We start from the raw sequence: 26901 nt of genomic DNA on the forward strand, positions 1-26901 counted from the left end.
TCAGCCCTCGACGAAGCGGCCACGGGTCGGGAAAATCCCGCGCGGCCGGAACTGGATGAAGATGATGATGAACAGGATCATCCAGGTCTGCGCGGCCAGCGTATTGGCCGGGTTCAGCACCTCGATCCCCTTCTGCAGCCCGCCGATCAGCGCCGCCCCGGCCAGCGTGCCCCAGATATTGCCGACCCCGCCCACGACCACGGTCATGAAGCTTTGCACGATATAGCCCTGCCCCAGTTCCGAGGTGACCTGCGCGAACAGCCCGATGGCCACGCCCGCAATGCCCGCGATGCCCGACCCAAGGCCAAAGGTCAGCATCGCCACCCGGTCCGGGTTGATGCCCATCGACGCCGCCATGCCGGGGTTCTGCGTGACCGCGCGCATGTTCAGCCCCAACCGGGTGCGCTTGGTGATGAACAGGAACAGGCACAGAAACAACAGCGCCAGCACGAAGATGGCGACGCGGATGGTGGAAATCTGCACGATCTCGCCCCAGCCGATGGACCCGCCTAGCCAGTCCGGCGCGGTCAGCGGGCGGGCCTGCGTGCCGAAGATGTTCTTGGCCAGTTGCTGCAGCGCGATGGAGACGCCGAAGGTGGCCAGCAGGGTTTCAAGCGGGCGTTTCGCCAGATGGCGAATGACCAGCCGATACAGCACCACCCCCGCCAGCGCGGTGACAAGGAAGGCCATGGGCAGCGCCACCACCAGCGACAATGTGCGGTTGGCGATGAAGCCCTGCACGACATAGCCGGTATAGGCGCCCATCATGATGAACTCGCCATGGGCCATGTTGATGACCCCCATCACCCCGAAGGTGATCGCCAGCCCGATGGCGGCAAGGAAATAGATCGAGGCCAAGGACAGCGCATCCAGCGCCAGATCGACGCCCTGCAGGGCGCGTTCGCGCAGGACAAGGCCGCTCAGCGCCGCGCGGGCGGCATCCGTCACCTCGGGCGACGGCTCGGTGTAAATATCGGCAAAGATGTTCGCCGCCAACGCCGCCTCGACCTGATCGGCGCTCGCGGCGGGACGGACCGCGCCGGCAGCCGCCAGCGCGCGATAGGCGCGGTCACGGGCATCCGGGCTGTCGAGGTTGACCACGGGGATATTGCCGACCTGCCCGTCCTGAAGATGGGCCGAGAGCGCGGCTTTCTGTTCGGCATCGCTGAGCCGGGGGGCCGCCAGACCCGCATCGACCAGCAGGCGATAGGCCGCGGCTTCGGGCAGATCGGTCCCGATGCTCAATTGCCGGGCGACATTCGCGCCTTCAGGTAAGGCCGGACCGGCAAATCGGGTCGTGGTCAGGATCGGGTTCAAGACCGCCTGCACATCGCTGCCGCTATCGCCGGCGAAGCCCTCGATGGCGGCAACGCGCGCTGCCGGGTCGGGATCGAAGCGGATGGTCAGCAGACGCTCCAGCCGCTGCTTGCGGGCGGCAAGGCGCGGGTCCGGGTCATCCAATGCCGCGCGCAAGGCCGGCAGATGTTCGGCCGTGGCGTCCCGCGCCAGCGCATCCAGCGCCGCACGCCGTCGCCCGGCATCGGGATCGGCCAGTTGCGCCGGCACCAGTGCCGCCGCGATCAGCCCGCGCACGCCGGAATTGGGTTTCAGCGCCTTCGCCTCACCCGCCAGCGGGACGCCGGTGACGGCATCCGTGGCCGCGTCGCCCTCGATGATCACGAAGCGGCCATCATCGGTCACGCCGAGGCGACGATCCCCCCATGCCTCCAGAAACGCGACCGCGCCTGCGCCGCTGGCGGCGATTTCCGCGATGACCGGGCCGATCGTCTGGCGCGAGGGCTTTTCGATCTGCGCCCGGTTGGCGTCGAGCACCGCTTCCAGATCCTGCGCCCATGCGGGCACGGCACAAAACATCAGAAGGCAGAAAAGAAGTCTGCGCATGGCAAGCCTTTCGGGAAGGGTCAGGCCGGGGCGACGGCGCAAAAGCCGCGCGCCCCGGAAGGCTTAGTAATTCGACTGCACCTGCACGCAGTTGTTCGTCTGGGTGTTCCACATGCCGCATTTCTTTCCCGGCCAGTCGGCTTCCAGCAGCTTCGATTCCGGCAGGAAATCGGTCCATGCGTCACCGGCCACCGGCTCGGTCTGGCTGACGATATCGAACTGCCCGTCCTCGCGGATCTCGCCGATCAGCACCGGCTTGGTCAGGTGGTGGTTCGGCAGGACTTTCGCCATGGTGCCGGTCAGGTTCGCCACCTCGACCCCGACGATGGCATCAAGCACCGCGTCGGTATCGGTCGTCCCGGCCTTTTCGACCGCTTTCACCCAGGCGTTGAAGCCGATCATCGTGGCCTCCATCGGGTCGTTGGTCACCCGCTTAGGATCGCCGGTGAATTTCTTCCATTCCTCGATGAAGGCCTTGTTTTCGGGGGTGTCGGCGCTTTCAAAGTAATTCCACGCCGCCAGATGACCGGTGAGGTTCGTGGTATCCAGACCCGAAAGCTCCTCCTCACCCACCGAAAACGCCATGACCGGGATGTCATCGGCGCTGACGCCCGCCGCCGCCAGTTCCTTGTAGAAGCCGACATTGGCGTCGCCATTGATGGTCGAGACCACGCCGACCTTCTTGCCGTCCTTCCCGAGCGCGACCACATCGGCCACGATCTTCGACCAGTCCGAATGCCCGAAGGGGGTGTAATTGACGAAAATATCGTCCTGCGCGACGCCGTTATCCTTCAGATAGGCTTCCAGAATGGTGTTGGTGGTGCGCGGATAGACGTAATCGGTGCCCAGAAGCGCCCATTTTTCCACGCCCAGCTCGTCGCGCATGTAGTCCACCGCCGGGATCGCCTGCTGGTTCGGCGCGGCGCCGGTATAGATCACGTTTTCCGACGATTCCTCGCCCTCGTATTGCACCGGATAGAACAAGAGGCCGTTCAATTCCTCGACCACCGGCAGCACCGACTTGCGGCTGACGCTGGTCCAGCAGCCGAAGATCGCATCCACCCCCTGATCCGAGATCAACTCGCGCGCCTTTTCCGCGAACAGGGGCCAGTCCGAGGCCGGATCGACCACCACCGCCTCGATCTTTTTGCCCAGAAGCCCGCCCTTGGCGTTCTGCTGTTCGACCATCATCAGCACGGTGTCCTTCAGCGTGGTTTCCGAAATCGCCATCGTGCCCGACAGCGAGTGCAGAACGCCGATCTTGATGGTGTCACCTTGCGCCCACGCGCCCCCGGCCAGAAGCATACCCAGCACGCCGCCAAGAAGTGCCGATCTGAATCCCTGCATATCATCCCCTTTCGGGCCGCGCGGGAACCGGAAGCGTCCGACGGGACGCGGCCTTGGGCCCGGGCGGCAAGCTTGTTGCATCCCTGCGGGGCCCCGGTCTGCGATCGCGTCTGCGATCCCGTCTGCGATCCGGGCGGCCGCCGCGCTTGGGGTCGCCTTCGGACCCTTCGCACTTGCGGCAAACCGCGTAATCGCCGGCGGAACAAGGAAAGGCGGCGGCGCAAGCGGCGGGATTTCACAATTGGCGCGCCGGTGCACAGATCCGCGCGGATGTGCCTTTGCGCCGGGCAGTTCGCGACTGACCGCGAAAAGCCGAACCGCCCGACCTGCATGAACCGGGCGGCCCAAGTTTCTGCCGGAGTCCCTGGGGGTTTTCCGGCCGGCGCGGGCCTATTTCCCGGCCAGCGCCCGCAGCCAGATCGCCACCGCCGCCGCCCCGCCATCCGGTGCGCCCACCGCGCGGGCGCCAAGATAGCTGGCGCGACCAAGGCGCGGCACCATGCCCGCCGTGGCCTCGGCGCCCTTTTCCGCCGCATCCGCCGCCGCGACAAGCGCCGCCCGCGCCGTCGCGCCGCCGTCGCGGGCCGCGTTCCATGCCGCCAGCGCCGGGGCAAGCGCATCGACCATGGTCCGGTCGCCGGGCTTCGCGCCGCCGATATCGCCGACCGCGCCCACGCCGGCGGCAAAGGCGCGATCCCAAGCCGCGTCATCCACCGCGTCATCCACCGCACCGGCTTCGGCTGGCTGGCGGTCGTCGATTTGCGGGGCGGCAAGCTGCTGGGCGGCGCGCATCAGCGCGGTCGCATAGAACGGCCCCGAACTGCCGGCGATGGCGCGGCGCAGCGCATCGGCCAGACTGGCCAGAAGGATCTGCGGATCGTTAAAGGCGCCCTCGGGCAAGGCACGCATGGCCTCGGCGGCGCGGAACATGCTGGCGCCCAGATCACCGTCGCCGGCGCGGCTGTCCAGATCGGTCAGATAGGTCTCGGCCGCGACCAGCGCATCGGCCGCGCGGACCACCGCCGCCTTCAGCGCCGGGGTCAGCGGTCCCGGTTCCGTCGCCGGCAGCGGGGTTTGCGGGGCGTTATATGCCGCCACCCTGCCCGTCCCGACCTCGGCCGAAGCCGGCCAGATCCGCACCCCGGTCGGCGCACGCAACAGCGCCGCCCGTTCACCGCGAAGCGGCAGCACCGTCAGCGAGCATCCGGGCATTTCCAGCGCGGTCATGAAATTGCCGACATAAACCAGTTCGGGCTGCGCGCCCCGGCGGCGCAATCCGGCCAGCGCATGGCCCGCGACGATCGCAAGCTCCATCGGCGGGGTGCCGCCAAGTCCGTTCACCATCAGCGCGACCGGGCCGGCAAGCCGGTCGCCAAGCTCGGCCGCAAGGGTGTCGAGTATCCGCTCGACGATCTGGCCGGCCGGCAGCAAGGCGCCCCGTTCGACCCCTTTTTCGCCGTGGATGCCCAGCCCGAATTCGATCTCGTCCGGGCCAAGCTCGAACCCGGGAGTGCCCGCCGTCGGCACCGTGCAGGGGCCGAGCCCGACGCCCATCGATACGAGATCGGCCGCCGCATCCCGCGCCACCGCCGCGACCGAGGCCAGATCGCGACCGGCCTCGGCGGCCGCACCGGCGATCTTGTGGACCAGCACCGTGCCGGCGATGCCGCGCCTCCGCCCCGGTTCGACCAGATCGCGCAGCGCCGCGTCATCGGCGACAAAGACCACCTCGCACGGGATACCCCCGGCGCGGGCCATCTCGGCCGCCAGCGAGAAGTTCAGCCGGTCGCCGGTATAGTTCTTGACGATCAGCACCGCGCCCGCCGGCCCGGCGCTGGCGGTCACCGCCGCAAGCACCGCGTCGACGCTGGGCGAGGTGAAGACATCGCCCGCCACCGCCGCCGTCAGCATCCCCTTGCCGACATAGCCCGCATGCGCCGGTTCGTGCCCGCTGCCGCCACCGGAAATCAGCGCGACCGGGCGTTGCGCCGGATCCTCGGGAATGTCGGCGCGCAGGATCACCGCCTGGCCATCAAGGCGCGCGATCGTCGGGTCGGTGGCGACCAGCCCGTCGATCAGGTCCCGCACCACGAACCGGGGATCGTTGATAAGCTTCTTCACGGCATTCCTCCTGATGCAATTCCGATAATCGGACTAATTTGGTCCGGTCGCGGCGGATATTTCTACTTTCCGAATCGGCGCGTCAATCTCGAACTGGTTTCGCGCCACCGAAACCGCGAAATTCGTGACTGGCGGATTGCCTTGTATTCCGTTTTGTGGAAGATGGCCCGAAACCAATGCGGACCAAGCCATGAACAGAAATCTGACGCCCGAACGCGAGGACGAAGGCGGCGATGCCGGCGCGAAATCGTTCTTCAAGATGGCCCGCGTGCTTGACTGCTTCAGCCGGACGCAGGGCAGCCTGTCGCTGACCGATATCGTCGCGCGCACCGGAATGCCCCGCACCACCGTGCATCGCATCGTCGCCTCGCTGCGCGAAATCGGCATGATTGATCAGGACGGACGGCGCGGCGACTACCGGCTGGGCTTGCGCATGTTCCATTACGGATCGGTCGTGCTGGCCAATCTGGACCTGAACCGCCACGCCCGCCATCATGTCCAGAACCTGCATCAGGTAACCGGAGAAATCGTTCATCTTCATATGTTTGACGGCAGCCAGATGGCCTGTATCGAACGCGAGGAAATGGGCGATATCCGCAACACCACGCTGACCACGATCGAGGCTGCGCCGATCCACTGCACCGGCGTCGGCAAGGCATTTCTGGCCTTTCAGGACGAGGATCTGATCCGCAGGATCGTGGCCGAGGAAGGGCTGGAGCAGCGCACCGTCAACACCATCACCACGATCGAAGAATTGCTGGAGGCAATGCGCCAGATCCGCGAGCTTGGCTATGCCACCGACCGCGAGGAAAACGAGATCGGCATTCAATGTGTCGGCGCGCCGATCCGCGACTCGCGCGGGCGGGTTTTCGCCTCGATCAGCGTGTCGGGTCCGACGCAGCGCATGCCCCTTGCCCGGCTGACGGGGCTTGCGCCGACGGTCATCCAGACGGCCAACAGCATTTCGACCGAACTGGGCTATGACGCCGGCAAGCGCCGCGGATAATTTTTCGCCGTTATTCCGCATTTCGGTTTGACGAAACAACACGTCCTTCCTATTCCTAATAACGGGAGGACGTCATGAAGCGAATCAGTTCATCCGAATCCGCCACCCCCGCCCCGTCGTGCCCCGATGCCGGTTGCGATGCCCGTTGCCGTGTGCCTCGCCATGCCGGGCCCGAGAGCGCGCCATGAAACTCCATGACGCTCTGCTGGGGCTGATATTCGTCGCGCTGGGTCTGGCCCTTGCGGCCTATTCCTTTTCCCTGCCGACGCCCCGCCATCTGACCTATGGGCCGGGCCTGTTTCCGCGGCTGATGGGGGTCGGCATGGCGCTGTCCGGGGCGGCGATGGCGGTGTCGGCATTGCTGGCGCGCACGCCCCAACCCTGGGTGCAGATGCCAGACTGGATCGGTCAGCGGAGCCTTGCGCTTAGCGTCATCATCGTCCCGGCGGCCTGCATCGCCTATCTGCTCATCTCGCCCTTTCTGGGGTTCTTTCTGACCGGAACCATCCTGCTGAGCGTGCTTTTCGCACTGGCGGGCAATGGCATTCCGCGCAGCGTCGCCGTGGCCCTGGCCGTCGCGGCGGGTGCCACGATGCTGTTCGCGTCGATCCTTCACGTGCCGCTGCCTTGGGGACCGCTCGCGCCAATCTCGGGGTGGCTGATATGGTGATGCATATTCTTGCGGGTCTGGCCGATCCCTATCTGCTGCTGACGATCCTGATCGCGGCCTTCTACGGGCTGGTGATCGGCGCCATCCCCGGGCTGACCGCGCTGATGGCCAGCGCGTTGCTGGTGCCTTTCGTCATATTCATGGATCCGATGCCGGCGGTCGGCGCCATCGTCACCGCCTCGGCCATGGCGATTTTCGCCGGTGACATTCCGGGGGCGCTGCTGCGCATGCCCGGCACGCCCGCCTCGGCCGCCTATGTCGATGATGCGCATGGGCTGGTGTTGAACGGCAAGGCGGCGGTGTCACTGGGCGCCGGCGTCATCGCCTCGGCTTTCGGCGGGCTGTTCAGCGCGACGGTGCTGTCGCTTGCCGCGCCTTCGCTGGCCAAGATCGCGCTGACCTTCAGTTCGGTCGAATATTTCTGGCTTGGTCTTCTTGGGCTTAGCTGCGCCACGCTGGTGTCGGGCGACTCGCTGACTAAGGGGCTGGTGTCGCTGTTTCTGGGCCTGTCGCTTGCCACCGTCGGCATGGATCCGGTCAGCGGTATTCCGCGGCTGACCTTCGGCTCGGTCAACCTGCTGAGCGGTTTTGGGCTTATCCCGGTGCTGATCGGCTTTTTCGCCATCGCCGAATTGATGCGCGGCGCCTCGGTTCCGGTCGGCGCCCGCCCCGCCCTGCCCAAGGTCGGCCCTATCCTGTGGCCCAGCCTGCGCAACCTTTCGATCCACAAGCTGGGCGCGCTGCGCGGTGGGCTGATCGGCACGCTGGTGGGCGCACTGCCTGGTGCCGGATCCGATATCGCGGCGTGGATTTCCTATGCCGTGTCGAGCCGCGCCACCCGGCGCGGGCGGGCGCGGACCGAGGATGGCGCGATCGAGCGTATCACTGCCGCCAGCACCGCCAATAACGCCAGCCTCGGCGGCGCCTATATCCCGGCGACCGTTTTCGGCATTCCCGGCGACGCCATCACCGCCATCGTCATTTCGGTGATGTTCATCAAGGGCATCAACCCCGGCCCGACGCTGTTTCTGAACAACCCCGAGGCGATATATACGATATTCGGCATCTTCTTCGTCGCCAATATCCTGATGATCCCGCTGGGCATCCTGATGATCCACGCCTTCGGCGCGGTGCTGCGGCTGCCGGCCAGCTACGTGTCGCCGGTGATCCTGCTGTTCTGCATTCTGGGCGCGTTTTCGGTCGAAAACACCTTGTTCGCGGTTGGGCTGATCGCGGTTTTCGGGGTGCTGGGCTATCTGCTGGAGGCGAACGGCATCCCGCTTGCCCCGGCGATCCTCGGGCTGATCCTTGGTCCGATGATCGAGCAGAACTTCATGACCACGATGCTCAAGGCGCAGGGCGACCTTTCGGTGTTTTTCGACCGGCAGGTCGGCGCTTGGCTGGGCTATGCCACGATACTGGTCTGGCTGCTGGTTCTGGGTATGCGTGTGGTCTCGACGCGACGGCAAGCGATTTAATTCCACTATTCGGATTAGTAGTTTAATAATTTTGTAATATCCCGTAATTTGGTTGACACATCTGTATGACTGTATAACGGTCTGCATCGAGGAACAGCGATACGAATCGCATAGATTACCGCGACAAATTCAGAAAACGGGAGAGGCCATCCATGTTCACGACCAAGTTCAGGCCGGTTGCCGCGTCGGCCCTGCTGGCCCTGCTCGCCATCGGGGCGCCGGCCGATGCGCAGGACGCCGCATGGCCGTCAAAGCCGACGACGCTGATCGTCATCGCCGGGGCGGGCGGCGGCAGCGATTATACCATGCGCCTTCTGGCGCGTGAGTTGGAGGCGAACGCGGGCCAGCCGGTCACCGTGGTCAATCAGGCGCAGGGTGCGGGCGTCGTCGGGATGACGACCTATGTCAACGCCGCGCCCGACGGCACAACGGTCGGCCAGATGTCGCCTTTTGCCCAGTACCGGATGCTGGGTCAGGCCGATTTCACCTCGGACAGCTTCACCCCGGTGGCGCTGGTCAACATGGACCCGGCAAGCGTTTCGGTCGCGGCGGATTCGGAATTGAAGTCGCTGGCCGACATCGTGGCGAAGCTGAAGGCCGACCCGGCCAGCCTGCGGATTTCCTGTGGCGGCGGCTGCAACGCAAGCTGGGATATTCCCTTCGTCTCGCTGCTGCTTGAGGAAGGCGTGGACGTGGCCAAGCTGAACCTGATCCCGGCGCAGGGCTCGGCCGCCGGTTTGCAGGAACTGACCTCAGGCGGCATGGACGTCGTCCTTTGCTCGCTGCCGGAAACCGACGCGCTGCGCGATGCCGGCATGGTCAGGAATCTCGCCGTCTTTTCGACCGAACGGCTGAAGCGCTATCCCGACGTCGAAACCGTGACCGAGGCGACCGGCAAGACCGTCACCGGCGGCACGTGGCGCGGCATCGCCGGCCCCGCCGGTATTGATCCCGCCTTGGTCACCCAGATGGAAACCGCCATCAAGACCGCCTTCGATTCCGAAGCCTTCCAGAAAGGCATGGCCGATCGCGGCTTTGGCGCGGTCTGGATGAACGCCGCCGATCTGGGCAAGTTCATGCGTGAGCATGAAGCCCAGACCGAGCGGGTGATCAACGCCCTGAACCCCTGATCCGGCAGGACGGGCGACGGCATCGGCCGGCGCCCGTTCCGCCCCTTCCTCCCCCGCTTTCACCCTACCCACAAGGATCCGACATGAAACACGAACTCAAAGGCATCATTCCGCCACTGGTCACCCCGTTCAAGGATGACGAAACCCTTGGCGAACAGGCGCTGCGCGAGAATGTCCGCTTCATGCTGCGCAAGGGCGTCCATGGCATCTGTCTGGGCGGCTCGACCGGCGAAGGCCATACGCTTTCAACCGAGGAACTGGCCCGCGCCATCGAAATCGCCTGCGAAGAGGTCGACGGCCGGATCCCGGTCATCGCCGGCATCATCGCCAACTCGACCCGCAAGGCGATCGAAATGGCCAATGCGGTGTCGAAATACGACGTCGCCGCGTTGCAGGTGACCCCGGTCCATTATGTGTTCAAGCCCGATGACGACGCCACCTATGCGCATTTCGAGCGTCTGACCCGCGAGGTCGGTCTTCCGGTCATCATCTACAACGTGGTGCCGTGGAACTATCTGTCGCCCAAGCTGCTGGTGCGGCTGATGGAGGGCCTGCCGGGCATCATCGGCGTCAAGCAATCGGCGGGCGACCTGAAGCTGATGGCCGATCTGATGATATCGATCCCCGAAGGCAAGCTGGTGTTCACCGCCGTCGACGCGCTGCTCTACGCATCCTTCGCGATGGGCGCACATGGCACCATTGCCGCCAACCCCGCCGCCGTCCCCGGCGTCTGCGTGACGCTTTGGAATGCGGTGCAGTCGGGCGATCACAAGAAGGCGCAACAGATCCATCAGGCGCTGCTGCGGTTCTGGAACACCATCGCGGCCGACAACCTACCGGCCAATGTGAAATACGTGCTGGCGAAACAGGGCGTGCCAACCGGGATTCCGCGCATGCCGATGCCCGCCACCAGCGCCGAACAGGCGAAGGCGATCGACGGGCAACTGGCCGAAGTGCTGAAATTCGACGAGACCGAGCACTCGACGCTGCAAAAAGCTAGCTAGGACCGGCAATGCGGCGGCGGACGCGCAACGCTCCGCCGCCGTTTTCGCGCCGGGACCGGGCGACCGGTCGCGGGTTACCAACGGCATGGGAGGGGAAAACAGCGATGTTCAGGGCAATCGTTGCAGCGGCGGTCGCCGCCATTCTGGTGACGCCGGCGGCATGGGCGGAAAGCCCGTTCAACCGGCCGTTGACCATCATCGTCCCGGCGGGCGCCGGCGGTGGCGGCGACACGACCACGCGGCTGCTGGCGCGCGAACTGGAAACGGAATTGGGCCAGCCGATCACCGTCATCAACCAGGGCCAGGGCGGCGGGGTCGTCGGCCTTACCTCGCTGAAGAACGCCGCGCCGGACGGGTACACGGTCGGGCTTCTGTTTCCCTATGCCGGCTATGCGATGACCGGACAGGCCGATTTCAAAGGAACTGATTTCTCGCCCATCGGGGTATTCAACGGCGATTCCGCGGCCATTCTGGTGGCCAAGGATTCACCCTTCGCCGATCTGAAATCGGCGCTGGATGCGATGAAGGCCGATCCGTCGAAATACAAGATCCATTGCAGCGGTGCCTGTGGTAGCGTCTGGGACATTCCGGTGGCGGGCATGCTGCTGGACTATGGTGTCGACGTGTCGAAACTAATCTGGGTCCCGGGTCAGGGCGCCGCCAGCGGGTTGACCGAACTCGCCTCGGGCGGCGTCGATTTTCAGACCGCTTCCCTGCCCGAGGCCGCCGCGATGATCGCGGCCGACGCGGTGCGCCCACTGGCGGTCCTTAGCCCCAACCCCGTCGCCGGGTTCGAGGATGTGCCGCTTGCCGGTGCGGTGGTCGGCAAGCCGTTGGACGGTGGCACATGGCGCGCGCTTGGCGGCCCGGCCGGAATGTCGCCCGAGATGGTCAAGGTATGGGAGGATGCGATGCGCAAGGCGGTCGAATCGCCGCGCTTTGTCGAAGGTATGCAGCAGGGAAATTTCGGCCGTCGCTGGCTGGATGCCACCCAGTTGAAGGCGCTGATGGACCAGCACGAGGCCGACACCAAGCGGATCATGACCGCGCTTGGTTACGGCAAGTAACCGGGCGCTGCCATCAAGGGCGGGGACCGCCAATCGCGCCCCCGTCCTGTTTGGCCCTTGGTGCAATCGTCACGGTTCTGCATCCCGGCCATCTGCGGACGGTGGATGATCAGCTTGCCCGGACGATCCGGGTTTGAAAGCAATTGTTCCGCGCCGATCGCACATCGACGAAGCTGATCTCATCCCGCGACAGCAGTTCCGTCGCATAGCCGGCGATTTCATCCCGGGCGACGATTTTTCCGGTGCCATAGCGAATGCGCTGATCCGCCGTATAACCCCGCAGCAGATAGCTCGAGCTTTCCAGCATCGAAGGCATACCCGTACCCGACCAGGGCCGGCACGGATCGGCGCATAGAAAGATGGGACCGGTCTCGGCATAGGGTTGTGCCGTGTCGAACGACCAATAGGCGAGGATCAGCATCGCTGCGCCCTTGGGGATAAGACCCAGACAGTGGCGGCAGGCATTACCTTCGCCATCCGAAACCGCGCGTTCTGGCAGGCAATCATAGGCATCGCGGCCACCGGCCCGCAGCGCCGCCACCTTTTCGCCGGGAAGCGGCAGAAACCTTATTTTCGTCATCCGCGACCTGCTGAAATCAGGCGGTCATTTTGCGATCCGGGGGCGCTGGGGCTATCCGTTTTTTGCCCTCGAATGTCGGCCCTGCCCGGCAAGACCGACAAACGGGGTTCCTGATTTACTGCGCGGGTGCGGGTGCGCCCGGTGCGGCATCGGTCGCGGGCGCCCCCGTCTGCGCGCCCGTCTGCGCGTCTGCCGGCGCGCCCGTATCCGAAGCGGGCAGCAGCTTGGCGAAATCGTCGTCCAGCTTTTTCAGCGACGCGTCGATATGATCGCGCCGTTCCTTGATCCATACCTCTTGCCGGGCCAGACGTTCGCGTGCGCTGGCGATCATCTTGGTCATCTCGGCCGGTTGCGGGCCGCCCGCCGTGGCGCGGTTCTTCACGATCGCGACCGGGTCGAGCGTGGCGCGGAATTCGGCCTCGGACATCGGCAGGGGCGCGTCATGGGCGGTGCCGGCGACGGTTTCGGCATAGATGCGCTGCGCCTCGGCATAGGGAAAGTCCAGCGGCTTGATTCCGTTCTGGCGGGCATAGGTCACCATCTGCGAGGCGAAATGATGACCTTCGCGGAACGGGATCTGGTATTTGCGCATCAGCACATCGGCCAATTCCTGCGAGGCGGTCCAGTCGCTGTTCAGTTCCTGAAGCGCGCGTTCCGGGTTGATGACCAGCGCCTTAAGGACCCGGTCCAGCCGGTCCAGCGCCTTGATGCCGGCATCGACCATCTCGGCATTGTCACCGGCATCCTTCGGGTCGCTCATCCCCGGCGTGATGTTATGGGTCTGCATGATCGGACCCAGTGACAACATCACCGCGCGCGAGGCGTCGCTGCGGGTGTTGTTCAGCAGGCCAGGGTTGCGCTTTTGCGGCATCGCGCTTGAGACATAGGTGTTCTCGCCCCCCTCCTCCAGCAGGATCCACGGCACGGTCTGGGCGTATTGGGTCATCACGTCCTCGACGTAGTTCCCGACACGCAGGGCGATGCCCGCCACGATGCTGCCGACCTCGACCGGCGCATCCATCGACGAGATCTGCGAGGCGTCATAGGCGTTCTCGACCGTGCCGGCAAAGCCGAGATAATCGGCCATGCGGTCGCGGTTCAACGGCCAGCTTGACCCGTTCAGCACAGTCGTGCCCATGGCCGAGCGGTCGATGCGGGCATAGGCTTCGCGGATACGCTGGGCATCACGTTCGAAACCCGCGGCATAGCCGAGCAGATAGTGACCATAGCTGTTCGGCTGCGCGGCCACGCCGTTGGTATAGTTCGGAACGATCACCTCGGCGTTCTTTTCGGCCTGATCGACCAGCGTGGTCGAGGTGGTATGCAACTGATCGGCCAGATCCAGCAGCTTTTCGCGCAGCATCGCGGCGCGGAACGTGGCGTGCATGTCCTGGCTGGAGCGGCCGGCATGCAACAGCGTGACCTCGGTCCCGCCCTGTTCGATCATCAGCGGCTCGAAGGTGATGACCGTTCCGGGGCGCTTGCCGCCCGGCTGATTGCCGGCTTCGATGACTTTTTCAAGCGCGGCGGCGATCGCGGGGGCCAGTGCCGGGTCAAGCAAACCTTCCTGGCTGTTGATCACGGCCGATGCCTTGTTGATCTCGCCCAGCCAGAAGAATTCGTCGCGGGGCGGTGTTTTTTCGCCGGTGGCGGCGTCCTGGGCGTAAAGCGCCCCGCCGAAAAGCGGAATTGCCGCGGCAATGGCCGCGGCGGTCAGGTAAGCGCGCCGGTTTCGCGGCTTGATCCATCCATACATATCAATAATCCCTCCCTGAAAATGCGCGACCACCCCCAAAGCGCAGCCGCAAGCCGAAGGTTAAAGCGGTGGTTTGCATCCGGTCCAGCCGAAACCGGTCGCCCGAGAACGGGGCCCGGGAACGGGGACCAAAGGGCGGGCGTTGCCGGCAGGTGCAACATGCGGCTGGAACCCGGATGAATAAAGAATAATAAAAAACCTTGTGGCCTCCGCGACAGGAGGTGAAAACACTATTCGCCGAACACAACAGGGAGAGAGAACCGATGAAACCCCAAATCGCCGTTCTGGCTGCGGCCGGCGTCATGGCCGCTGCGGCGGCGCAAGCCGAAAGCTGGGACATGCCGGTGGCCTATCCGGCCAGCAACTACCACACCGAGAACGCCATGCAGTTCGCCGAAGACGTCAAGACCTGCACGAATGGCGCGCTGGAAATCACCGTCCACGCCAACGGATCGCTGTTCAAGGGCGATGAGATCAAGCGTTCGGTCCAGACCGGCGACGCGCAGATCGGTGAGCGTCTGCTGTCCGCCCACGCCAATGAGAACGCCGTGTTCGCCTATGATTCCGTGCCGTTCCTTGCCAGTTCGTTCGAGGCGTCCGAGAAACTGCGCGCCGCCGCCGCGCCGGTGCTGGCCAAAGTGCTGGCCGATCAGGGTCTGACGCTTCTGTATTCCGTGCCGTGGCCGCCGCAGGGCATGTATTTCGGCAAGGAAATCAACAGCGTGGCGGATATGAAAGGCGTCAAGTTCCGCGCCTATAACGCCAGCACCGCCCGCGTGGCCGAGCTTGCCGGGATGGTCCCGACGCAGGTCGAGGCGGCCGAGTTGAAGCAGGCGCTGGCGACCGGCGTGGTGGCGGCGATGATCTCGTCCGGCTCGACCGGCGTTGATGAAAAGGCGTGGGAGGATATGTCCCATTTCTACGACGTGAAGGCGTGGCTGCCGCGCAATACCGTATTCGCCAACACCGCCGCGCTGGAGGCCTTGCCGGCCGAAGTGCGCGATTGCGTGACCAAATCCGCCGAAGCCGCCCAGACCCGCGGCGCCGCCAAGGCCGCCGAGCTAAGCGACGGTTTCGTGCAGGAACTGGGCAAGAACGGCATGACCATCTCCGAACCTTCCGAGCAGCTTTCGGCCGACCTCGCCAAGATCGGCGAACAGATGACAACCGAATGGCTGGACAGCACCGGGGACGACGGCAAGGCGATCATCGACGCCTATCGGGCGCAGTAACCGGCCCCTGCCCCGCCATCCCCGGAACGGAAACCGGACCCTTCGTTCCGGTGACCCTTCCGGGGCCAATGACAAAGCCGGCGCGCCCCCCGGGGCGCGCGCCGGCCGCAAGAACGCCACCGAAACAGGGATATCGACAGTGATGCGACGGGCGGTCAACGCGCTTTATACCGGAACCGGCTATCTTGCCGCGCTGGCCTTGCTTTACATCCTTGTGCTGGTGGTGGCGCAGATGGTCAGCCGCTGGATGGGGGTCCTTCTGCCCGGGGGGGCAACCTATGCCGGCTATGCAATGGCCACGGCGTCTTTCCTTGGGCTCGCCTATACCTTCGTGCATAACGAACACATCCGCGTCGGGCTGTTGGTCGAACGCAGCGGCAACTGGCGCCGGGGGGTCGAGATCTGGTGCTATGCCGTGGGCACGGCGATCGCGACCTTCTTCGCGTGGAACGCGATCCGCACCCCGATCCTAAGCTATCGCTTCGGCGACGTATCGCAGGGTCAGGACGCCACCCCGCTGTGGATACCGCAGTTGAGCATGGCGGTCGGCGCCACGGTGCTTGCGATCGCGATGATCGACAACCTGCTGCGGATCATGCTGACCAGCGATCTGGGCGTCGACCCGCCGCGCAAGCCGCTGATCCGCGACATGCTGGCCAGCCGGCGCGCGCGGCTGTTGGTGCTGGCCGGAAGCGCGCTGCTTGTCTATGCGGCGATCCACCTGATGACCGGCTTCGACCGCAGCGCGACGGGGCTGAAGATCGGCGTCTTTCTGTTCGTGATGTTCTTCCTGCTGGGGTCCGGCCTGTGGGTCGGGCTGGCACTGATGGGCGTCGCCTATATGGGGATGATCGGCTTCACCTCGCGCAATCCGGGCAGTTCGATGTCGATCACCATCTGGACCGGCGCGTCAAGCTGGACGCTGACCTCGCTGCCCCTGTTCATCTGGATGGGCGAGATCCTGTATCGCACCAAACTGTCCGAGGACATGTTCAAGGGGCTGGCGCCGTGGCTGTCGCGCCTGCCGGGCGGCCTTTTGCATACCAATGTCGTCGGCTGCACGGTCTTTGCCGCGGTTTCCGGGTCGTCGGCCGCCACGCTGACCACGGTCGGCAAGATGTCGATCCCCGAGTTGCGCAAACGCGGCTATCCCGAATTCATGATCATCGGCACGCTGGCGGGCGCGGCCACGCTGGGGCTGATGATCCCGCCCTCGCTGACGCTGATCGTCTATGGTGTCAGCGTCAAGGAAAGCATCACCCAGCTTTTCATGGCCGGGGTCCTGCCGGGGCTGGTTCTGGCGGCGCTGTTCATGCTGTATATCGCGATCTGGTCATGGCTGCGCCCGCAGGAGGCGCCAAAGCCCGAGCCGCGTATCGGCTTTATCGGCGCGCTGCGAAATTCGGCACTGCTGCTGCCGGTATTTGCGCTGATCATCCTTGTGATCGGCTCCATGTACACCGGCATCGCCACCGCGACCGAGGCGGCTGCGTTCGGCGTTCTGGGCGCGCTGGTGCTGGCGTTGTTGCAGGGTTCACTGACATGGCGCAGCTTTGTCGACAGCCTGCTGGGCGCGACCCGCACCTCTGCGATGATCGCGCTGATCCTGATGGGGGCAAGCTTTCTGACCCTGTCCATGGGCTTCACCGGGGTGCCGCGCACGCTGGCCGAGTTGATCGCGTCCTATAACCTGTCGCCCATCGCCCTGATCGCGGCGCTGACGGTGTTTTACATCATCATCGGCATGTTTCTGGACGGCATTTCGGCCGTGGTCCTGACCATGGCGATCATCGAGCCGATGGTACGGGGCGCGGGCATCGACATGATCTGGTTCGGCATCTTCATCGTCGTGGTGGTCGAGATGGCGCAGATCACCCCGCCGGTCGGGTTCAACCTGTTCGTGCTGCAAGGCATGACCCGACACGACATGAGCTATATCGCCCGGACCGCGCTGCCGATGTTCCTGATCATGGTGCTGATGGTGGGGATTCTGGTCCTTTATCCCGGGCTTGCCACATGGTTGCCGAAAGCGATGGCACAGGCCCCGCGGTGAGCGCGCTTGCATATCCGAAATACCTGCTGGAACTGACCGGTATTCACGCCCGCGCCGTTCTTCTGGCGGGGCTGATCATCGTGCCGTTCCTGCCGCTGCCGCATGGGGTGCTGCAACCGCTTCTGCCGGTATTGATCAGCCTGCTGATCGGTCTGGCGCTGTGCCGGCTTGATCTGGCCTCGATCCTTGCCGATCTGGCGAACCGCCGCTTCATTCTGGCGCTGACCGGGGGGCTGGTGCTGTTTCAGGTGGTCGCCGCCGCCGGCGTGCATCTGGCCGGCGCGGTGCTGGGGCTGGGGCCGGTGCTGATCCTGATGGCCGTCGCCTTCATGGCCTCGCCGCCGCTGACCTCGGCGCCCAATCTGGCGCTGATCCTTGGCTATGACGCGCGGCTGACGCTGTTCTGGATGCTGATCGGCACCTTTCTGGCCCCGGTCCTGATGCCGGCCGCGCTGCTGGTATCGGGGCTGGATCTGCCGCTGGACCTGACGCGGCTGGCGCTGAAGGTCGCGGCCATGCTGATCGGCGGGGTGGTGATCGGCGCGGTCCTGCGCGCGGTGATCGGCGCCAACCGCATCGCGGCCGAGGGCAAGGCGATGGATGGCGCCGCCGCCCTTGCCATGCTGGGATTTCTGTTCCCGGCACTGGAGGGCGTTCTGGGCGCGGTCCTGGCCCGGCCCGATCTAGCGATCGGGCTGGCGGTGCTGGCGCTGGCGCTGAACCTTGGCGCCAATCTGGCCATGCGCTGGCTTGCCGGGCGGTTCTTTGACCGGCCGCGCGCCCGCGCGCTGGGGCTGGTGTTCGGGAACCGCAATATCTCATTCGTGCTGGCGGTCTTTCCGCCCGATCCCACCGTCAGCCTGTTCGTCGCCGTGGCGCAGATCCCGATATATGCCTCGCCGATGATCTTGCGCGCCTTCGACGGACCGATGGTGAGGGCGGCGGCGGTGGATGGGCAAAGCGCAGACGGGTCCGGTTCAGACAGGCCGGGTCCAGATAGGCCGGCGTGAGTTGGGCGGGTTTATCGGCATCCTTGGCCTCGACACGCGCTTTCCCCGCATTCTCGGCGATGCGGGCAACCCCGCCAGCTATCACCTGCCGGCGCGGCTGCGGGTAATCGACGGCGCCGGGAGCCCGCAAATCGTGCGGGACGGCCTGCCCGACCCCGCCCTCGTCGCCCGTTTCGTCACCGCCGCGCAAACCTTCGAGGCCGAGGGCGCGGCGCTGATCACCTCGACCTGCGGGTTTCTCGTCTCGGCGCAGGATCGGATCGCGGGGGCGGTTCGGATCCCGGTGCTGCTCTCGGCTCTCAGCCTTGGCCCGGTGATCCGCGGGCTGACCGGCAACCGCCCCTTGGGCATCCTGACCGCCTCGGCCGCCAGCCTTGGCCCGCAAGCGCTGACCGCCGCCGGGCTGATGGCCTCCGAGGTGCGGATCGCGGGGCTGGAGCGTGAAGCCGCCTTCGCGGGCCTGTTCCTCGCCGCCAAAGAGAAGCAGGCGCAAAGCATCGACCCGGCCGAGATCGAGGCGCTGGTCGTCGCCGCCGGCCAAAAGCTGATCGCCGAGGCGCCCGACATCGGCGCCGTCTTGCTGGAATGCGGCAACCTGCCGCCCTATGCCGATGCGCTGCGCCGCGCGATAGGCCGCCCGGTGTTCAGCATTCTGGACGGGGCGCGGATGCTGGCGCCTTAACGCCGCTTTACGGGCCGCCAAGCTTGGGCAGGCGGCGCCCGTCGCGGATTTGACCGACATCCGGCCACCGCCTAGGCTCGCGAGATATACGGAGGACCGCCGGTTTGACCTTCACCTTGATCTTCGACTGCGAATTCCTGACCGCCGAGGGCGCGCAGTCCCGATTCTGGTGCGGCCCCCATGACCCGGATCCGGTCGTCGCCCAGATCGGAGCGGTCAAGATGGGGCTGACCGGCGACTTTCCCATTCTGGACACCCACCGCAGCTTCGTGATCCCCCGGGCCCGCGATGGCGCTCGCCGCGCGCTGGACCCTTTCTTCACCCGCCTGACCGGTGTTTCCGAGGAGGATATCGACCGCGACGGGGTTCCCTTGGCCGATGCGCTTGAGAACCTCAGAAGCTTCGCCGCGGAAGAAAAACTTTGGTCATGGGGCAAGGACGAATTCAACCTGATCGCGATCAGTTGCTTCGTCGAGGGCCTGTCGCCGCCGATACCGGCAACCCGCTTCGGCAATGCCTGCACGCTGCTGCTGAAGGCCGGCATGCCGTATGAGGACATGAAGAAAACCCCAAGCAACCGGCTTGCCGAATACTATAGGCTGAATCATCCGCCATTGCGCGGGGATGACGCATTGGACGACGCGCTGTCGGTATCTTACGTCATCCAGCATCTGCTGAGACAGGGGGCGCTGACCCGACGGGATTTCGCATGAGCGTTCCCCTAGGTCCACGGCTGGCGCGTGGGGGAGGCAGGGCGATGGCGCAATAAAGGCAAATTGGGTCAGTAATCTGACGGAAAGCCAGAAATATCTGACAGACGATAGAACGTGTTAGATTCCAGCGTTTTGACTCATGGGATAGGATTTTCCTTTGCCTGATGGTCACGGCTGTCGGACATTTCCACCCCAAATGTCAACCCGAATTGGCCCTCATAGCGTGACGATCTGCCTGGCGCACGCAAAGAATTCCGTGATGAGACTCCATTTCAGATCCAGGTCAATTTTGGCCGGATATGCCGGTTCTTTGTCCACCCGTACGGACTGCAGGTGCGAGCGTTATAACGCCACAAAAGGATTCCTGATTTGAACGCTCAGCAAGAATTTCAACAGATTGAGTACAATACAGAAGTGCTCGGAAATACATTTCAGAGGATAGCAAGTATCAACTCGCAACTCGTTCGCTGCATTTCAAAGCCAGAGCCCTTGGAGGTCGATGGCTCAAAATTGGAAACGTCCTTACTTAGGATGGTGAGACAATTCGAGGCTTCTTTGGCGTCGCGTCTTGCTGAGAAGGCCATTAAGCGATTGTTTATAGCCGGCCGGTGGGAAAACAAGGGACCCGCAGAGTTAATCTGCGAAGTCGTGACGGACAAGACGATCCGCAAAGGTTGTCTCTCCACGAACGGAAGAAAGGACCGTGCTCGGAAGATAGCTGAAATGATCCGCGAAAACGGGAGGGTCGATTTCGCCATTCTGCTTCTTCCCTTTCGGACTGCGACACCAATCAAGAACAAGGGGATGCTTCCGGACCTTGGGGAGTTTTATACCTTGGCAACGCTGCGAGCCATTGCAAAAGCCTGCAACACATCGCAAGCGAAGATGAGACAGATTCTCAACCTTGTAGCAGCCAGGGCGAGTGCTGATGTTTATGGTTGTGTTGAGCGGGTATACGGCAAGGATTCCCAAAATGTTCCTGCGATTTTCGACGAAGCGATAACCCGTTGTGACCAGACAGGCGGCGCCGGAAAGGAAATGGCCGTTGCGCGGAAGCGCCTGGGGGTGAAGGACCAGAAGAATCTGCTGGCGATGCTCGAACGCAGAAATCTCGTAGGAAACGGGTGATACCATGACGGCCATCGCGCGCTTCGCTTCCGGGCTCTCTGTAAACACCGTTATCCTCGCAGTATGTAATGCCTTATTTACCTGCTCTATCTCGATCGACCTCGCGTTGACCGGCATCGTGGGGTGCATAATCCCGAAGCTCTGACAGCCCGGTCCCGTCAAGTTTGATCGCACGGTCTCATCGGGACTGCGCGATCAGGGCCTGATCAGCCACGTTTGGATTTGCCCTCCAGCTGGATGCGGTGTGTCCGGTTCCTGACCCGATCAAGGAAAGCGTCAGCCAAGAGATCCTCCCCGACGAACTCGTACCAGTCTGCAATTGGGCGTTGCGATATCAGCATGGTCGATGCCCGCTCGTCACGGTCTTCAATCACCTCGAAGAGATCGGCTTTCTCCTGCGGTCCCATTGGTAACAAGGCGAAGTCATCAAGAATCAACAAATCCAGTCGCGCAAGTTTGGTACGCAATTTCGTTAGGCTGCCGTCCAGCCGCGCGTAGTTCAGCTCCTCGGCGAGGCGCGATGTCCGCACGTATCGAGTCGACTTCTCGTGCCTGACAGCAGAATTTCCCAATGCACAGGCGAGCCATGTCTTTCCGGTGCCGCTGGCCCCAGTGATAACCACGTTCTGACCTCGGGAAATCCACTCGCATTTGACGAGATCCAGAATATGGGCTTTGTCGAGCTTACGGTCCTTGGAATAATCGATAGCCTCTGGGTTCGCGTTGGCATATTTGAACTGGGAAGCCTGCGTCAGCCGCTCAATGCGGTTTCGCTGTCGACGATCCGCCTCGGCTTGGAACATGCGCAGCATTCGGTCCACGAAGGGCATGTCAGTGTAGCCAGTATTGGCGAGTTGATGTTCCAGTTCTTCTCGCGCTCCACTGAGACGCATCTCGGTCAGAATTTCAAACAGTTGTGCCTCAGACATCGGGGCGACCTCCCTTGCGCAGTTCTTCCTCAAAGTATGCTCGGCCTCGGACATTGCCGGACGGGCGCTTCGACGGCGGCGCGGTCGGAACAGCAGGTGTGAATTTCTCTACGCCCGCCTGAAGCATGCTTTCGATCTTCACGACGCTGGAAATACCAAATGATACAGCCTTGGCGCATGCAGCACCTACGCGCTCGTTGCCGTAGCTCTTCGCAAGAAACAGCAGTCTGTCGGCAGCCTCAAGCGTCTGTTTCGGGCGACGCGATTTGCGGTAGTGCCGTTCGATAATTTCCTCTGCTTGCGGACCGATGATCTTCACTCGCGCCTTTGCGCCGATAAGGCGATTGCCGATAGCGGCCTTATGGCTCTCCGGTATATCCGCCGGATCGACTATCATCTGCCCTGGGCAAGTAGCCTTGAGATGAGTGAGTACCAGCTTGCCCTGTCGGTGCAGATGCACCGGTGTCCGTGTGACCTTCGCATCGAAGTGATCGCCCGCATATTGAGACGGGACCGAATAGCGCGATCCGAGTAGGGGAACCTGATAGTCCCTGCCAGCGCGAACACGCAGCAGCCATTTCCCATGCTCATAGTCTGTGGCGGGCAGCGAGACCAAGCCTTTCCGGTCTTCTTCGAAGAGATCATTGCGCGATAGGTTGCCGTGATCCTTCATGGGGCGGGCGTTCAATTCGGCAAGCAGTGCTGCAATCGCAGCATTCAGCTCGGCCAGCGAAAAGAATATCCGATCCCTGAGTCGGGCCATGATATATTCTTGGACAATCCGAACCGCCCCTTCGACAAGCCCCTTGTCTCTCGGCCTACGCACACGCGTCGCGATGATCCCGAACTCGTAGTGATCCGCAAATGCCTGATAGGCCGCTGTCGGAACCTCGTCCTTTGATCCTCGGCGCGGCTTCTGGATGACCGAAGGAAAGTTGTCCGTCGTCTGCAAAACCGGGACGCCGCCGTAGAAATGGAACATCCGTGTGGTGGTGGCGAAGAACTCAGATTGCGTTTGATCCGGCGTCGCTTCGACATAAATCTTGCGGCTATAGGCTGAAACGCCGCATGCTACCTCGTACCGCTGCGGTTTACCGTCCGGGCCGACCAGCTTCGGCAACCTTTTCAGCTTGATGCCGATATAGTCAAACTGATCCATCTCGCCGGGGGCGTAAATGAACCGCAGTTCGATGTCTTTTGCGGCCTCTGCCTCTCCTTTCAGACGGTAGTACGTCGTCCGAGACATCGGGACGCCGGTCGGCGCAACGCTATTGCAGTATTCTTCATAGCTGAGAATATAGTTGACCTTCCGTCTGGTCTTCTCTCGAATGGCGCGCTCGAAATCGGGTGCCTCGAACTTGCGCTTTCGAATGAATCTTCCCGGCGTCACCATCTCCTGAAGTTCGCGGTCGCCAAGGCCATCTAGCTCTGGAAGGCCCAATCCTAGATCATCCATACCGGTGCGCCAGTTTTTGACCGTGTTCACAGCGAACCCGGTCTGGGTACTGATGACGGCATTACTTAGCCGCCCCTGTGCGATCAGGCGCACAAGACGTTGCGTAGGGGTAAACATCCCACTCTCCTTGAAATTTGTTTCGAGCAAAACTCAACCGTAGGCAGAAACATGTTCTGCCTTGACAGAGCAACCGACTTCGGAGAGGATCAAATTGTCACATGAGATTTATCTCCGAAGCCGTAGGGAAGCCTGCGGCTTCAGTGTTTCTGGATCATACTTCCTCCGTTGCTTTGTGGGGCACCTCCTCCGAGCCGTAGCTCACGGCAGAGGTGAAACCGCCCAAACGATATCAGTCCCCAGAAACAAGCTTCTGCGGCCGACTATCAACGATTGAGCATGAAAAATGAGCCCCGATTCGTCAAGACGAGAGGCAAAACAACAGGGCCGCCGAATCGAGGCAGCCTATCGAACTGCTAAGCAAATTAATCGGCGGGATACCGCCGCGTCAATCTAAAAACAAACTGTAAACTGGAGCAGGCTTCCCGGCTCAGAGTAGTTGGCAAGGGGCTATGATCGTGACTTTCTGGAGTGGAGCAGTTGCTCCACTTCGGCCAGCAGCTCCGATGCCGAGGTTTCCAACTGGGTTGATATGGTGTGCAGCGCTGTCAGCGTAGGCTGCCGATTCTGAGTCTCGAGCAGCGATATGTAGCTCGTCGACAGATCACATCGAAAAGCAAATTCCTCCTGCGACAAACCTGCCTCCCTACGTCGCCGACGAAGGACGGTTGCGAAGGCTTTCAAGAGGTCGGGATTGCTGCGCTCCATCCAAGAGTTAATGGAGAAGCTTGCGCGATGTATCTAATGACTATAGTCATATTTTTATTACCATAGTCATAGTGAGGGAGACATGATCCGCATGCCCCAAGTGCCCGCCTGTTTGCACGCCCTACTTTTCACCATAGTGTCCGTCGACAACTCTTTTGCCCAATCACTGCCGCAACCAGATGGTTACGACACGCTAAACTTGGCCGCATCTGTAGCGCCCGCACCCTATGACTTCGCGATTCTCGGCATGAAGCCCGGCATGCCGATCGAGGAGGCGCGGAGTATCGCCGAGCAGCATCTGGGCGAACAGCTGCTGCCGGTGGGCGGCACGCTTCAGGTGACGAACCCAAATGGCAAGGCGTTCCGAACCGAACTGCGCGTCGGCTATGAAACGCCCGGCGTCGATTTCTTCCTACGCAATCAAAGCGCCGAACCCTATGACAGCATCCAGATCGACGTTTCCACACCGGCGACCGGCTCGATCGTTACGGCGATCCGTCGCGAAGTTCGCGTCCCAGCCAGCGACGGGCCGGACGCTGCCGCACTGCGGGCGCAGCTGGAGGGACTATACGGGCCACCCTCGGAAATCCCGACATCCTTGCCCAATCCGTCAGGGATGTGGGCGCTTGATCTCGACTATGCGCCGATTCCGCTGCCTGAGCCCTACGATCCTTCTGCTTACAGCGCATGTAATCGTGGTCTGCCGAACGCAGGTCGGTATGAGTACCGCCTCAATGACCAGTTGGCCGGTGATCGGAAATGCCGCGCAATCTTCACCGCTCGGCATGAAGCGAACGGCGACACGATTACCATGTGGTTCAAGCTGATCGACTATAATCTGGTGGTCCAGGACCACGACGCCGCAAACGCGCAGATCGACGAGAAGCTGAACGCGGCCGCCGAACCTTCGGACATGAAGCTATGACCGACATTAGCAACAGGATGGAGAGCATGACCACTTGGCTGGACTATCTGCGGGAGAACCCTGCGGACGATTTCGATTCCGTGATGGAACTGCGGATCCCGATGAGCATTCAGCTGGAAATCATGCGCAAAGCGCAAGAACTGGAGGTGCTGCCGCTCGATGTTGTGCTGTACGCGCTGGCGGATTACGGCATCGCGAGAAACAAGATTCTGTGTCTGTGATATCTATGTGCAGCCGTCTAATCGCGGCAGCGGCGAATCCAACCCATTAAGCAGGACACAACACCTTCACAGATATCCTCACCCCTGACCTCGGCGTAGCCCTGATGAACCTCCATCTCCATGGCTGCGTGGATGTGGATGCCGCAAATCGGCTTTGTGATCTTCAATTGGCGGCCCCAACAACATTCACGCGGCGCGTCCCCGGTGTCGGGCTACTGGCATTCGAGGCGCTTGAACTGGAACTCTCCGGCTATCTTGAAATTGGACGGATCGACCAAGGCCGCGCGATCCGGCATCGCTTTGTACAGGTTGCCTGCGCTCGAATGGCGACAGACCAATGCGCCGGGGGAGCTGAACTGGTTTTCGAAAGCTCCTATCTGGAGGGGCTGAATTTGGCGGTTCTCGTGGAAAAGCACAAGATTGCTGCCGAGGCGTGGCTACGTCTGCCACGAAGTTAGCGGTCGGCTCGCGCGATTCTGTCGTCGAAGCCGGCCCTTTGCAGACATTCGCCATGTGCGAATGATGCGGGGCGGCGTTCCCGGAAGCGGTCGTTCGACCGCGCGAAGCTCCGCGTTTGGGAAGCAGTTGCCGTTCGCCGCGCCAGCAGTCGAATAGGAGCGAGCTCTTGCGTGGCTAATCGCACCACTGAACCCGACCCCGCCGCACCCAAAAGTGTGACCGGCATCCAGTATTGCGCCACACGGAAGGAGACAATGTCGGCCTGTTCTCTCGATCAGCTCTAACGTCCCAGCGAGGCTTTGCCTCGGCGATGACTAGGAGTTCGATGATGTCTCCGCAACCACAGGGGCAGCGCATGCCGACACACCAGTCCTCACCGTCTTCGCGTGCCAGCACGAGATCACGACGCGGCATGGATTGAGGCAGACTGTCCCCTTCAATCACGATCAGTCGCCGCGCAGGTCCGAACCGTGCCCAAACGTCGCGCCACCACTTCCGAATGTCCATCATAAATCCGCCCTCCGCGGCTTAAGTATTGGAAGGCCAAGCAGCGGTTCCAGATTGCCGCGCGCGAAGAGGCCAAGATTAGATCTAGGAAATGCTTCTTCCGCAGTGAACTCTTCTTCACCCGCAGCCAAGCTGAACTCCGTGCGGGCATAATTCCCATTGGGGTCTAGACGGAAAGGGTAAGCCCGCGCAATGAACTCATTCATCGCTGCCGTCGCGACCCGCATATTGAGCGTGATCACTGAGGGGGCCTCTTCAATCATGCCCTTGATATATCCCGCTTCGATTTCGTGCTGGTGGGCGCCTGGAGCCGTACGGCGTAGATACTCCGCGCGCAAGCTGGCGGGTGAATACACTTCACGATCCAGCAGCGTGGAACCACCTGGCTGAACATAATCCACCCGACCGCATAGATCTGCGATCGCCATTCCTCGTGCAGCTTTGCGGAGCGGGATCACCACACCCATGTCGAAGAGTGGAAGCAGGAATGCTTGAGCGATGAAGTCCGCCATCTGGCGAGCCTCAAGCGTATCAACGCAACAAAACAGTACATCAGCCTGGCTGGCCGACAGCACCGCCTCCCGGCTAGTGATGGATGCCGGTATGGCAGTCGCGACACCTTCGCCGCGATGACTGGCGACCGCAGAAGCGAACATTTCAACCTTGAGCCGGCATTCCGCGGCATCAGCCTGGGTGGCGT

At 62.9% G+C, this 26901-nt stretch carries 25 protein-coding genes and 1 pseudogene; 16 read left to right on the top strand and 10 right to left on the bottom strand.

What is annotated here, in order from left to right; all coding sequences use genetic code 11:
* The 3 genes from urtB to ACFSCT_RS16735 form a co-directional block, all read right to left on the bottom strand.
* Window positions 1–1902 carry an urea ABC transporter permease subunit UrtB gene (urtB, locus tag ACFSCT_RS16725; protein ID WP_379144671.1) on the bottom strand — a complete coding sequence of 634 codons (1902 nt, stop codon included), beginning with the start codon at window positions 1900–1902 and terminating at the stop codon, window positions 1–3.
* Window positions 1903–1965: 63 nt separating this feature from the next.
* Window positions 1966–3249 (bottom strand): urea ABC transporter substrate-binding protein, encoded by a 1284-nt coding sequence (gene urtA / locus ACFSCT_RS16730; RefSeq protein WP_379144673.1) that lies wholly within the window; start codon window positions 3247–3249, stop codon window positions 1966–1968.
* Window positions 3250–3639: 390 nt separating this feature from the next.
* Window positions 3640–5370, bottom strand: a complete 1731-nt coding sequence (locus tag ACFSCT_RS16735; protein WP_379144675.1) for a dihydroxyacetone kinase family protein — start codon at window positions 5368–5370, stop codon at window positions 3640–3642.
* 190 nt (window positions 5371–5560) lie between these two features.
* On the opposite strand from ACFSCT_RS16735, the gene ACFSCT_RS16740 reads away from it, so the two are divergent.
* The 6 genes from ACFSCT_RS16740 (at window position 5561) to ACFSCT_RS16765 (ending at window position 11725) form a co-directional block, all read left to right on the top strand.
* Window positions 5561–6376 carry an IclR family transcriptional regulator gene (locus ACFSCT_RS16740; RefSeq protein WP_379144677.1) on the top strand — a complete coding sequence of 272 codons (816 nt, stop codon included), beginning with the start codon at window positions 5561–5563 and terminating at the stop codon, window positions 6374–6376.
* Window positions 6377–6560: 184 nt separating this feature from the next.
* Window positions 6561–7046, top strand: a complete 486-nt coding sequence (locus ACFSCT_RS16745) for a tripartite tricarboxylate transporter TctB family protein (RefSeq protein ID WP_379144680.1) — start codon at window positions 6561–6563, stop codon at window positions 7044–7046.
* Complete coding sequence (locus ACFSCT_RS16750) at window positions 7046–8524, top strand: tripartite tricarboxylate transporter permease (RefSeq protein WP_379144683.1); 1479 nt, start codon at window positions 7046–7048, stop codon at window positions 8522–8524. Before ACFSCT_RS16745 ends, ACFSCT_RS16750 begins: the two co-directional genes overlap by 1 nt.
* Before the next feature lie 152 nt (window positions 8525–8676).
* Window positions 8677–9654: a tripartite tricarboxylate transporter substrate binding protein gene (locus ACFSCT_RS16755; protein ID WP_379144685.1), complete on the top strand. Its 978-nt coding sequence runs from the start codon at window positions 8677–8679 to the stop codon at window positions 9652–9654.
* Between the two features lie 83 nt (window positions 9655–9737).
* Complete coding sequence (locus ACFSCT_RS16760; RefSeq protein WP_379144688.1) at window positions 9738–10658, top strand: dihydrodipicolinate synthase family protein; 921 nt, start codon at window positions 9738–9740, stop codon at window positions 10656–10658.
* Window positions 10659–10762: 104 nt separating this feature from the next.
* Window positions 10763–11725 carry a tripartite tricarboxylate transporter substrate binding protein gene (locus tag ACFSCT_RS16765; RefSeq protein ID WP_379144691.1) on the top strand — a complete coding sequence of 321 codons (963 nt, stop codon included), beginning with the start codon at window positions 10763–10765 and terminating at the stop codon, window positions 11723–11725.
* 109 nt (window positions 11726–11834) lie between these two features.
* Here ACFSCT_RS16765 and ACFSCT_RS16770 read toward each other — a convergent pair whose 3' ends face one another.
* Window positions 11835–12305: a DUF1203 domain-containing protein gene (locus ACFSCT_RS16770; RefSeq protein WP_379144693.1), complete on the bottom strand. Its 471-nt coding sequence runs from the start codon at window positions 12303–12305 to the stop codon at window positions 11835–11837.
* Between the two features lie 115 nt (window positions 12306–12420).
* Window positions 12421–14061: an argininosuccinate lyase gene (locus ACFSCT_RS16775; RefSeq protein ID WP_379144695.1), complete on the bottom strand. Its 1641-nt coding sequence runs from the start codon at window positions 14059–14061 to the stop codon at window positions 12421–12423.
* A 263-nt stretch (window positions 14062–14324) separates the two neighbouring features.
* Between ACFSCT_RS16775 and ACFSCT_RS16780 the strand changes: the two genes are divergently transcribed.
* The 7 genes and pseudogenes from ACFSCT_RS16780 (at window position 14325) to ACFSCT_RS16810 (ending at window position 20879) form a co-directional block, all read left to right on the top strand.
* Complete coding sequence (locus ACFSCT_RS16780; protein ID WP_379144697.1) at window positions 14325–15293, top strand: TRAP transporter substrate-binding protein; 969 nt, start codon at window positions 14325–14327, stop codon at window positions 15291–15293.
* A gap of 142 nt (window positions 15294–15435) precedes the next feature.
* Window positions 15436–15876 (top strand): annotated as a pseudogene (locus ACFSCT_RS16785) (TRAP transporter small permease); the annotation flags it as partial.
* Window positions 15877–16017: 141 nt separating this feature from the next.
* Complete coding sequence (locus tag ACFSCT_RS16790) at window positions 16018–17346, top strand: TRAP transporter large permease (RefSeq protein WP_379144736.1); 1329 nt, start codon at window positions 16018–16020, stop codon at window positions 17344–17346.
* Complete coding sequence (locus tag ACFSCT_RS16795; protein ID WP_379144699.1) at window positions 17343–18356, top strand: hypothetical protein; 1014 nt, start codon at window positions 17343–17345, stop codon at window positions 18354–18356. Before ACFSCT_RS16790 ends, ACFSCT_RS16795 begins: the two co-directional genes overlap by 4 nt.
* Window position 18357: 1 nt before the next feature.
* Window positions 18358–19038, top strand: coding sequence for an aspartate/glutamate racemase family protein (locus ACFSCT_RS16800; RefSeq protein WP_379144701.1), 681 nt, complete (start codon window positions 18358–18360; stop codon window positions 19036–19038).
* 104 nt (window positions 19039–19142) lie between these two features.
* On the top strand, window positions 19143–19751 hold the full coding sequence (locus ACFSCT_RS16805; RefSeq protein ID WP_379144704.1) for a 3'-5' exonuclease family protein: 609 nt from the start codon (window positions 19143–19145) through the stop codon (window positions 19749–19751).
* Window positions 19752–20120: 369 nt separating this feature from the next.
* A complete protein-coding gene (locus ACFSCT_RS16810; protein ID WP_379144707.1) occupies window positions 20121–20879 on the top strand; it encodes a hypothetical protein in 759 nt (252 codons plus the stop codon).
* 206 nt (window positions 20880–21085) lie between these two features.
* Here ACFSCT_RS16810 and istB read toward each other — a convergent pair whose 3' ends face one another.
* From istB to ACFSCT_RS16825, 3 genes are all read right to left on the bottom strand, one after another.
* Window positions 21086–21808 (bottom strand): IS21-like element helper ATPase IstB, encoded by a 723-nt coding sequence (istB, locus tag ACFSCT_RS16815; protein ID WP_379144708.1) that lies wholly within the window; start codon window positions 21806–21808, stop codon window positions 21086–21088.
* On the bottom strand, window positions 21801–23381 hold the full coding sequence (istA, locus tag ACFSCT_RS16820) for an IS21 family transposase (protein ID WP_379144710.1): 1581 nt from the start codon (window positions 23379–23381) through the stop codon (window positions 21801–21803). The genes istB and istA overlap by 8 nt, the downstream gene beginning before the upstream one ends.
* 450 nt (window positions 23382–23831) lie before the next feature.
* Complete coding sequence (locus tag ACFSCT_RS16825) at window positions 23832–24089, bottom strand: helix-turn-helix domain-containing protein (RefSeq protein ID WP_379144712.1); 258 nt, start codon at window positions 24087–24089, stop codon at window positions 23832–23834.
* 82 nt (window positions 24090–24171) lie between these two features.
* Here ACFSCT_RS16825 and ACFSCT_RS16830 point away from each other — a divergent pair, with 82 nt between their 5' ends.
* The 3 genes from ACFSCT_RS16830 (at window position 24172) to ACFSCT_RS16840 (ending at window position 25693) form a co-directional block, all read left to right on the top strand.
* Entirely contained in the window at window positions 24172–25014 is an 843-nt protein-coding gene (locus tag ACFSCT_RS16830) for a hypothetical protein (protein WP_379144714.1), read from the top strand.
* 26 nt (window positions 25015–25040) lie between these two features.
* On the top strand, window positions 25041–25235 hold the full coding sequence (locus ACFSCT_RS16835; protein WP_379144716.1) for a hypothetical protein: 195 nt from the start codon (window positions 25041–25043) through the stop codon (window positions 25233–25235).
* A 104-nt stretch (window positions 25236–25339) separates the two neighbouring features.
* Window positions 25340–25693 carry a hypothetical protein gene (locus tag ACFSCT_RS16840; RefSeq protein ID WP_379144719.1) on the top strand — a complete coding sequence of 118 codons (354 nt, stop codon included), beginning with the start codon at window positions 25340–25342 and terminating at the stop codon, window positions 25691–25693.
* A gap of 175 nt (window positions 25694–25868) precedes the next feature.
* On the opposite strand, the gene ACFSCT_RS16845 is transcribed toward ACFSCT_RS16840, so the two are convergent.
* Both ACFSCT_RS16845 and ACFSCT_RS16850 read right to left on the bottom strand, forming a co-directional pair.
* Complete coding sequence (locus ACFSCT_RS16845; RefSeq protein ID WP_379144720.1) at window positions 25869–26204, bottom strand: ubiquitination-like system serine protease family protein; 336 nt, start codon at window positions 26202–26204, stop codon at window positions 25869–25871.
* A partial coding sequence (locus ACFSCT_RS16850) for a hypothetical protein (RefSeq protein WP_379144722.1) occupies window positions 26201–26901 on the bottom strand: 701 nt, incomplete at its 5' end. The genes ACFSCT_RS16850 and ACFSCT_RS16845, both read right to left, overlap by 4 nt.

The organism is Paracoccus pacificus, from assembly GCF_042680785.1.
GTDB classification, from domain to species: domain Bacteria; phylum Pseudomonadota; class Alphaproteobacteria; order Rhodobacterales; family Rhodobacteraceae; genus Paracoccus; species Paracoccus pacificus.

Coding starts and splice junctions, on each gene's coding strand:
- urtB (WP_379144671.1), bottom strand. CDS start 1,902: ATGCGCAGACTTCTTTTCTGCCTTCTGATGTTTTGTGCCGTGCCCGCA.
- urtA (WP_379144673.1), bottom strand. CDS start 3,249: ATGCAGGGATTCAGATCGGCACTTCTTGGCGGCGTGCTGGGTATGCTT.
- ACFSCT_RS16740 (WP_379144677.1), top strand. CDS start 5,561: ATGAACAGAAATCTGACGCCCGAACGCGAGGACGAAGGCGGCGATGCC.
- ACFSCT_RS16745 (WP_379144680.1), top strand. CDS start 6,561: ATGAAACTCCATGACGCTCTGCTGGGGCTGATATTCGTCGCGCTGGGT.
- ACFSCT_RS16750 (WP_379144683.1), top strand. CDS start 7,046: ATGCATATTCTTGCGGGTCTGGCCGATCCCTATCTGCTGCTGACGATC.
- ACFSCT_RS16755 (WP_379144685.1), top strand. CDS start 8,677: ATGTTCACGACCAAGTTCAGGCCGGTTGCCGCGTCGGCCCTGCTGGCC.
- ACFSCT_RS16760 (WP_379144688.1), top strand. CDS start 9,738: ATGAAACACGAACTCAAAGGCATCATTCCGCCACTGGTCACCCCGTTC.
- ACFSCT_RS16765 (WP_379144691.1), top strand. CDS start 10,763: ATGTTCAGGGCAATCGTTGCAGCGGCGGTCGCCGCCATTCTGGTGACG.
- ACFSCT_RS16770 (WP_379144693.1), bottom strand. CDS start 12,305: ATGACGAAAATAAGGTTTCTGCCGCTTCCCGGCGAAAAGGTGGCGGCG.
- ACFSCT_RS16775 (WP_379144695.1), bottom strand. CDS start 14,061: ATGTATGGATGGATCAAGCCGCGAAACCGGCGCGCTTACCTGACCGCC.
- ACFSCT_RS16780 (WP_379144697.1), top strand. CDS start 14,325: ATGAAACCCCAAATCGCCGTTCTGGCTGCGGCCGGCGTCATGGCCGCT.
- ACFSCT_RS16790 (WP_379144736.1), top strand. CDS start 16,018: ATGACCGGCTTCGACCGCAGCGCGACGGGGCTGAAGATCGGCGTCTTT.
- istB (WP_379144708.1), bottom strand. CDS start 21,808: ATGTCTGAGGCACAACTGTTTGAAATTCTGACCGAGATGCGTCTCAGT.
- istA (WP_379144710.1), bottom strand. CDS start 23,381: ATGTTTACCCCTACGCAACGTCTTGTGCGCCTGATCGCACAGGGGCGG.
- ACFSCT_RS16825 (WP_379144712.1), bottom strand. CDS start 24,089: ATGGAGCGCAGCAATCCCGACCTCTTGAAAGCCTTCGCAACCGTCCTT.
- ACFSCT_RS16830 (WP_379144714.1), top strand. CDS start 24,172: ATGATCCGCATGCCCCAAGTGCCCGCCTGTTTGCACGCCCTACTTTTC.
- ACFSCT_RS16835 (WP_379144716.1), top strand. CDS start 25,041: ATGACCACTTGGCTGGACTATCTGCGGGAGAACCCTGCGGACGATTTC.
- ACFSCT_RS16840 (WP_379144719.1), top strand. CDS start 25,340: ATGAACCTCCATCTCCATGGCTGCGTGGATGTGGATGCCGCAAATCGG.
- ACFSCT_RS16845 (WP_379144720.1), bottom strand. CDS start 26,204: ATGATGGACATTCGGAAGTGGTGGCGCGACGTTTGGGCACGGTTCGGA.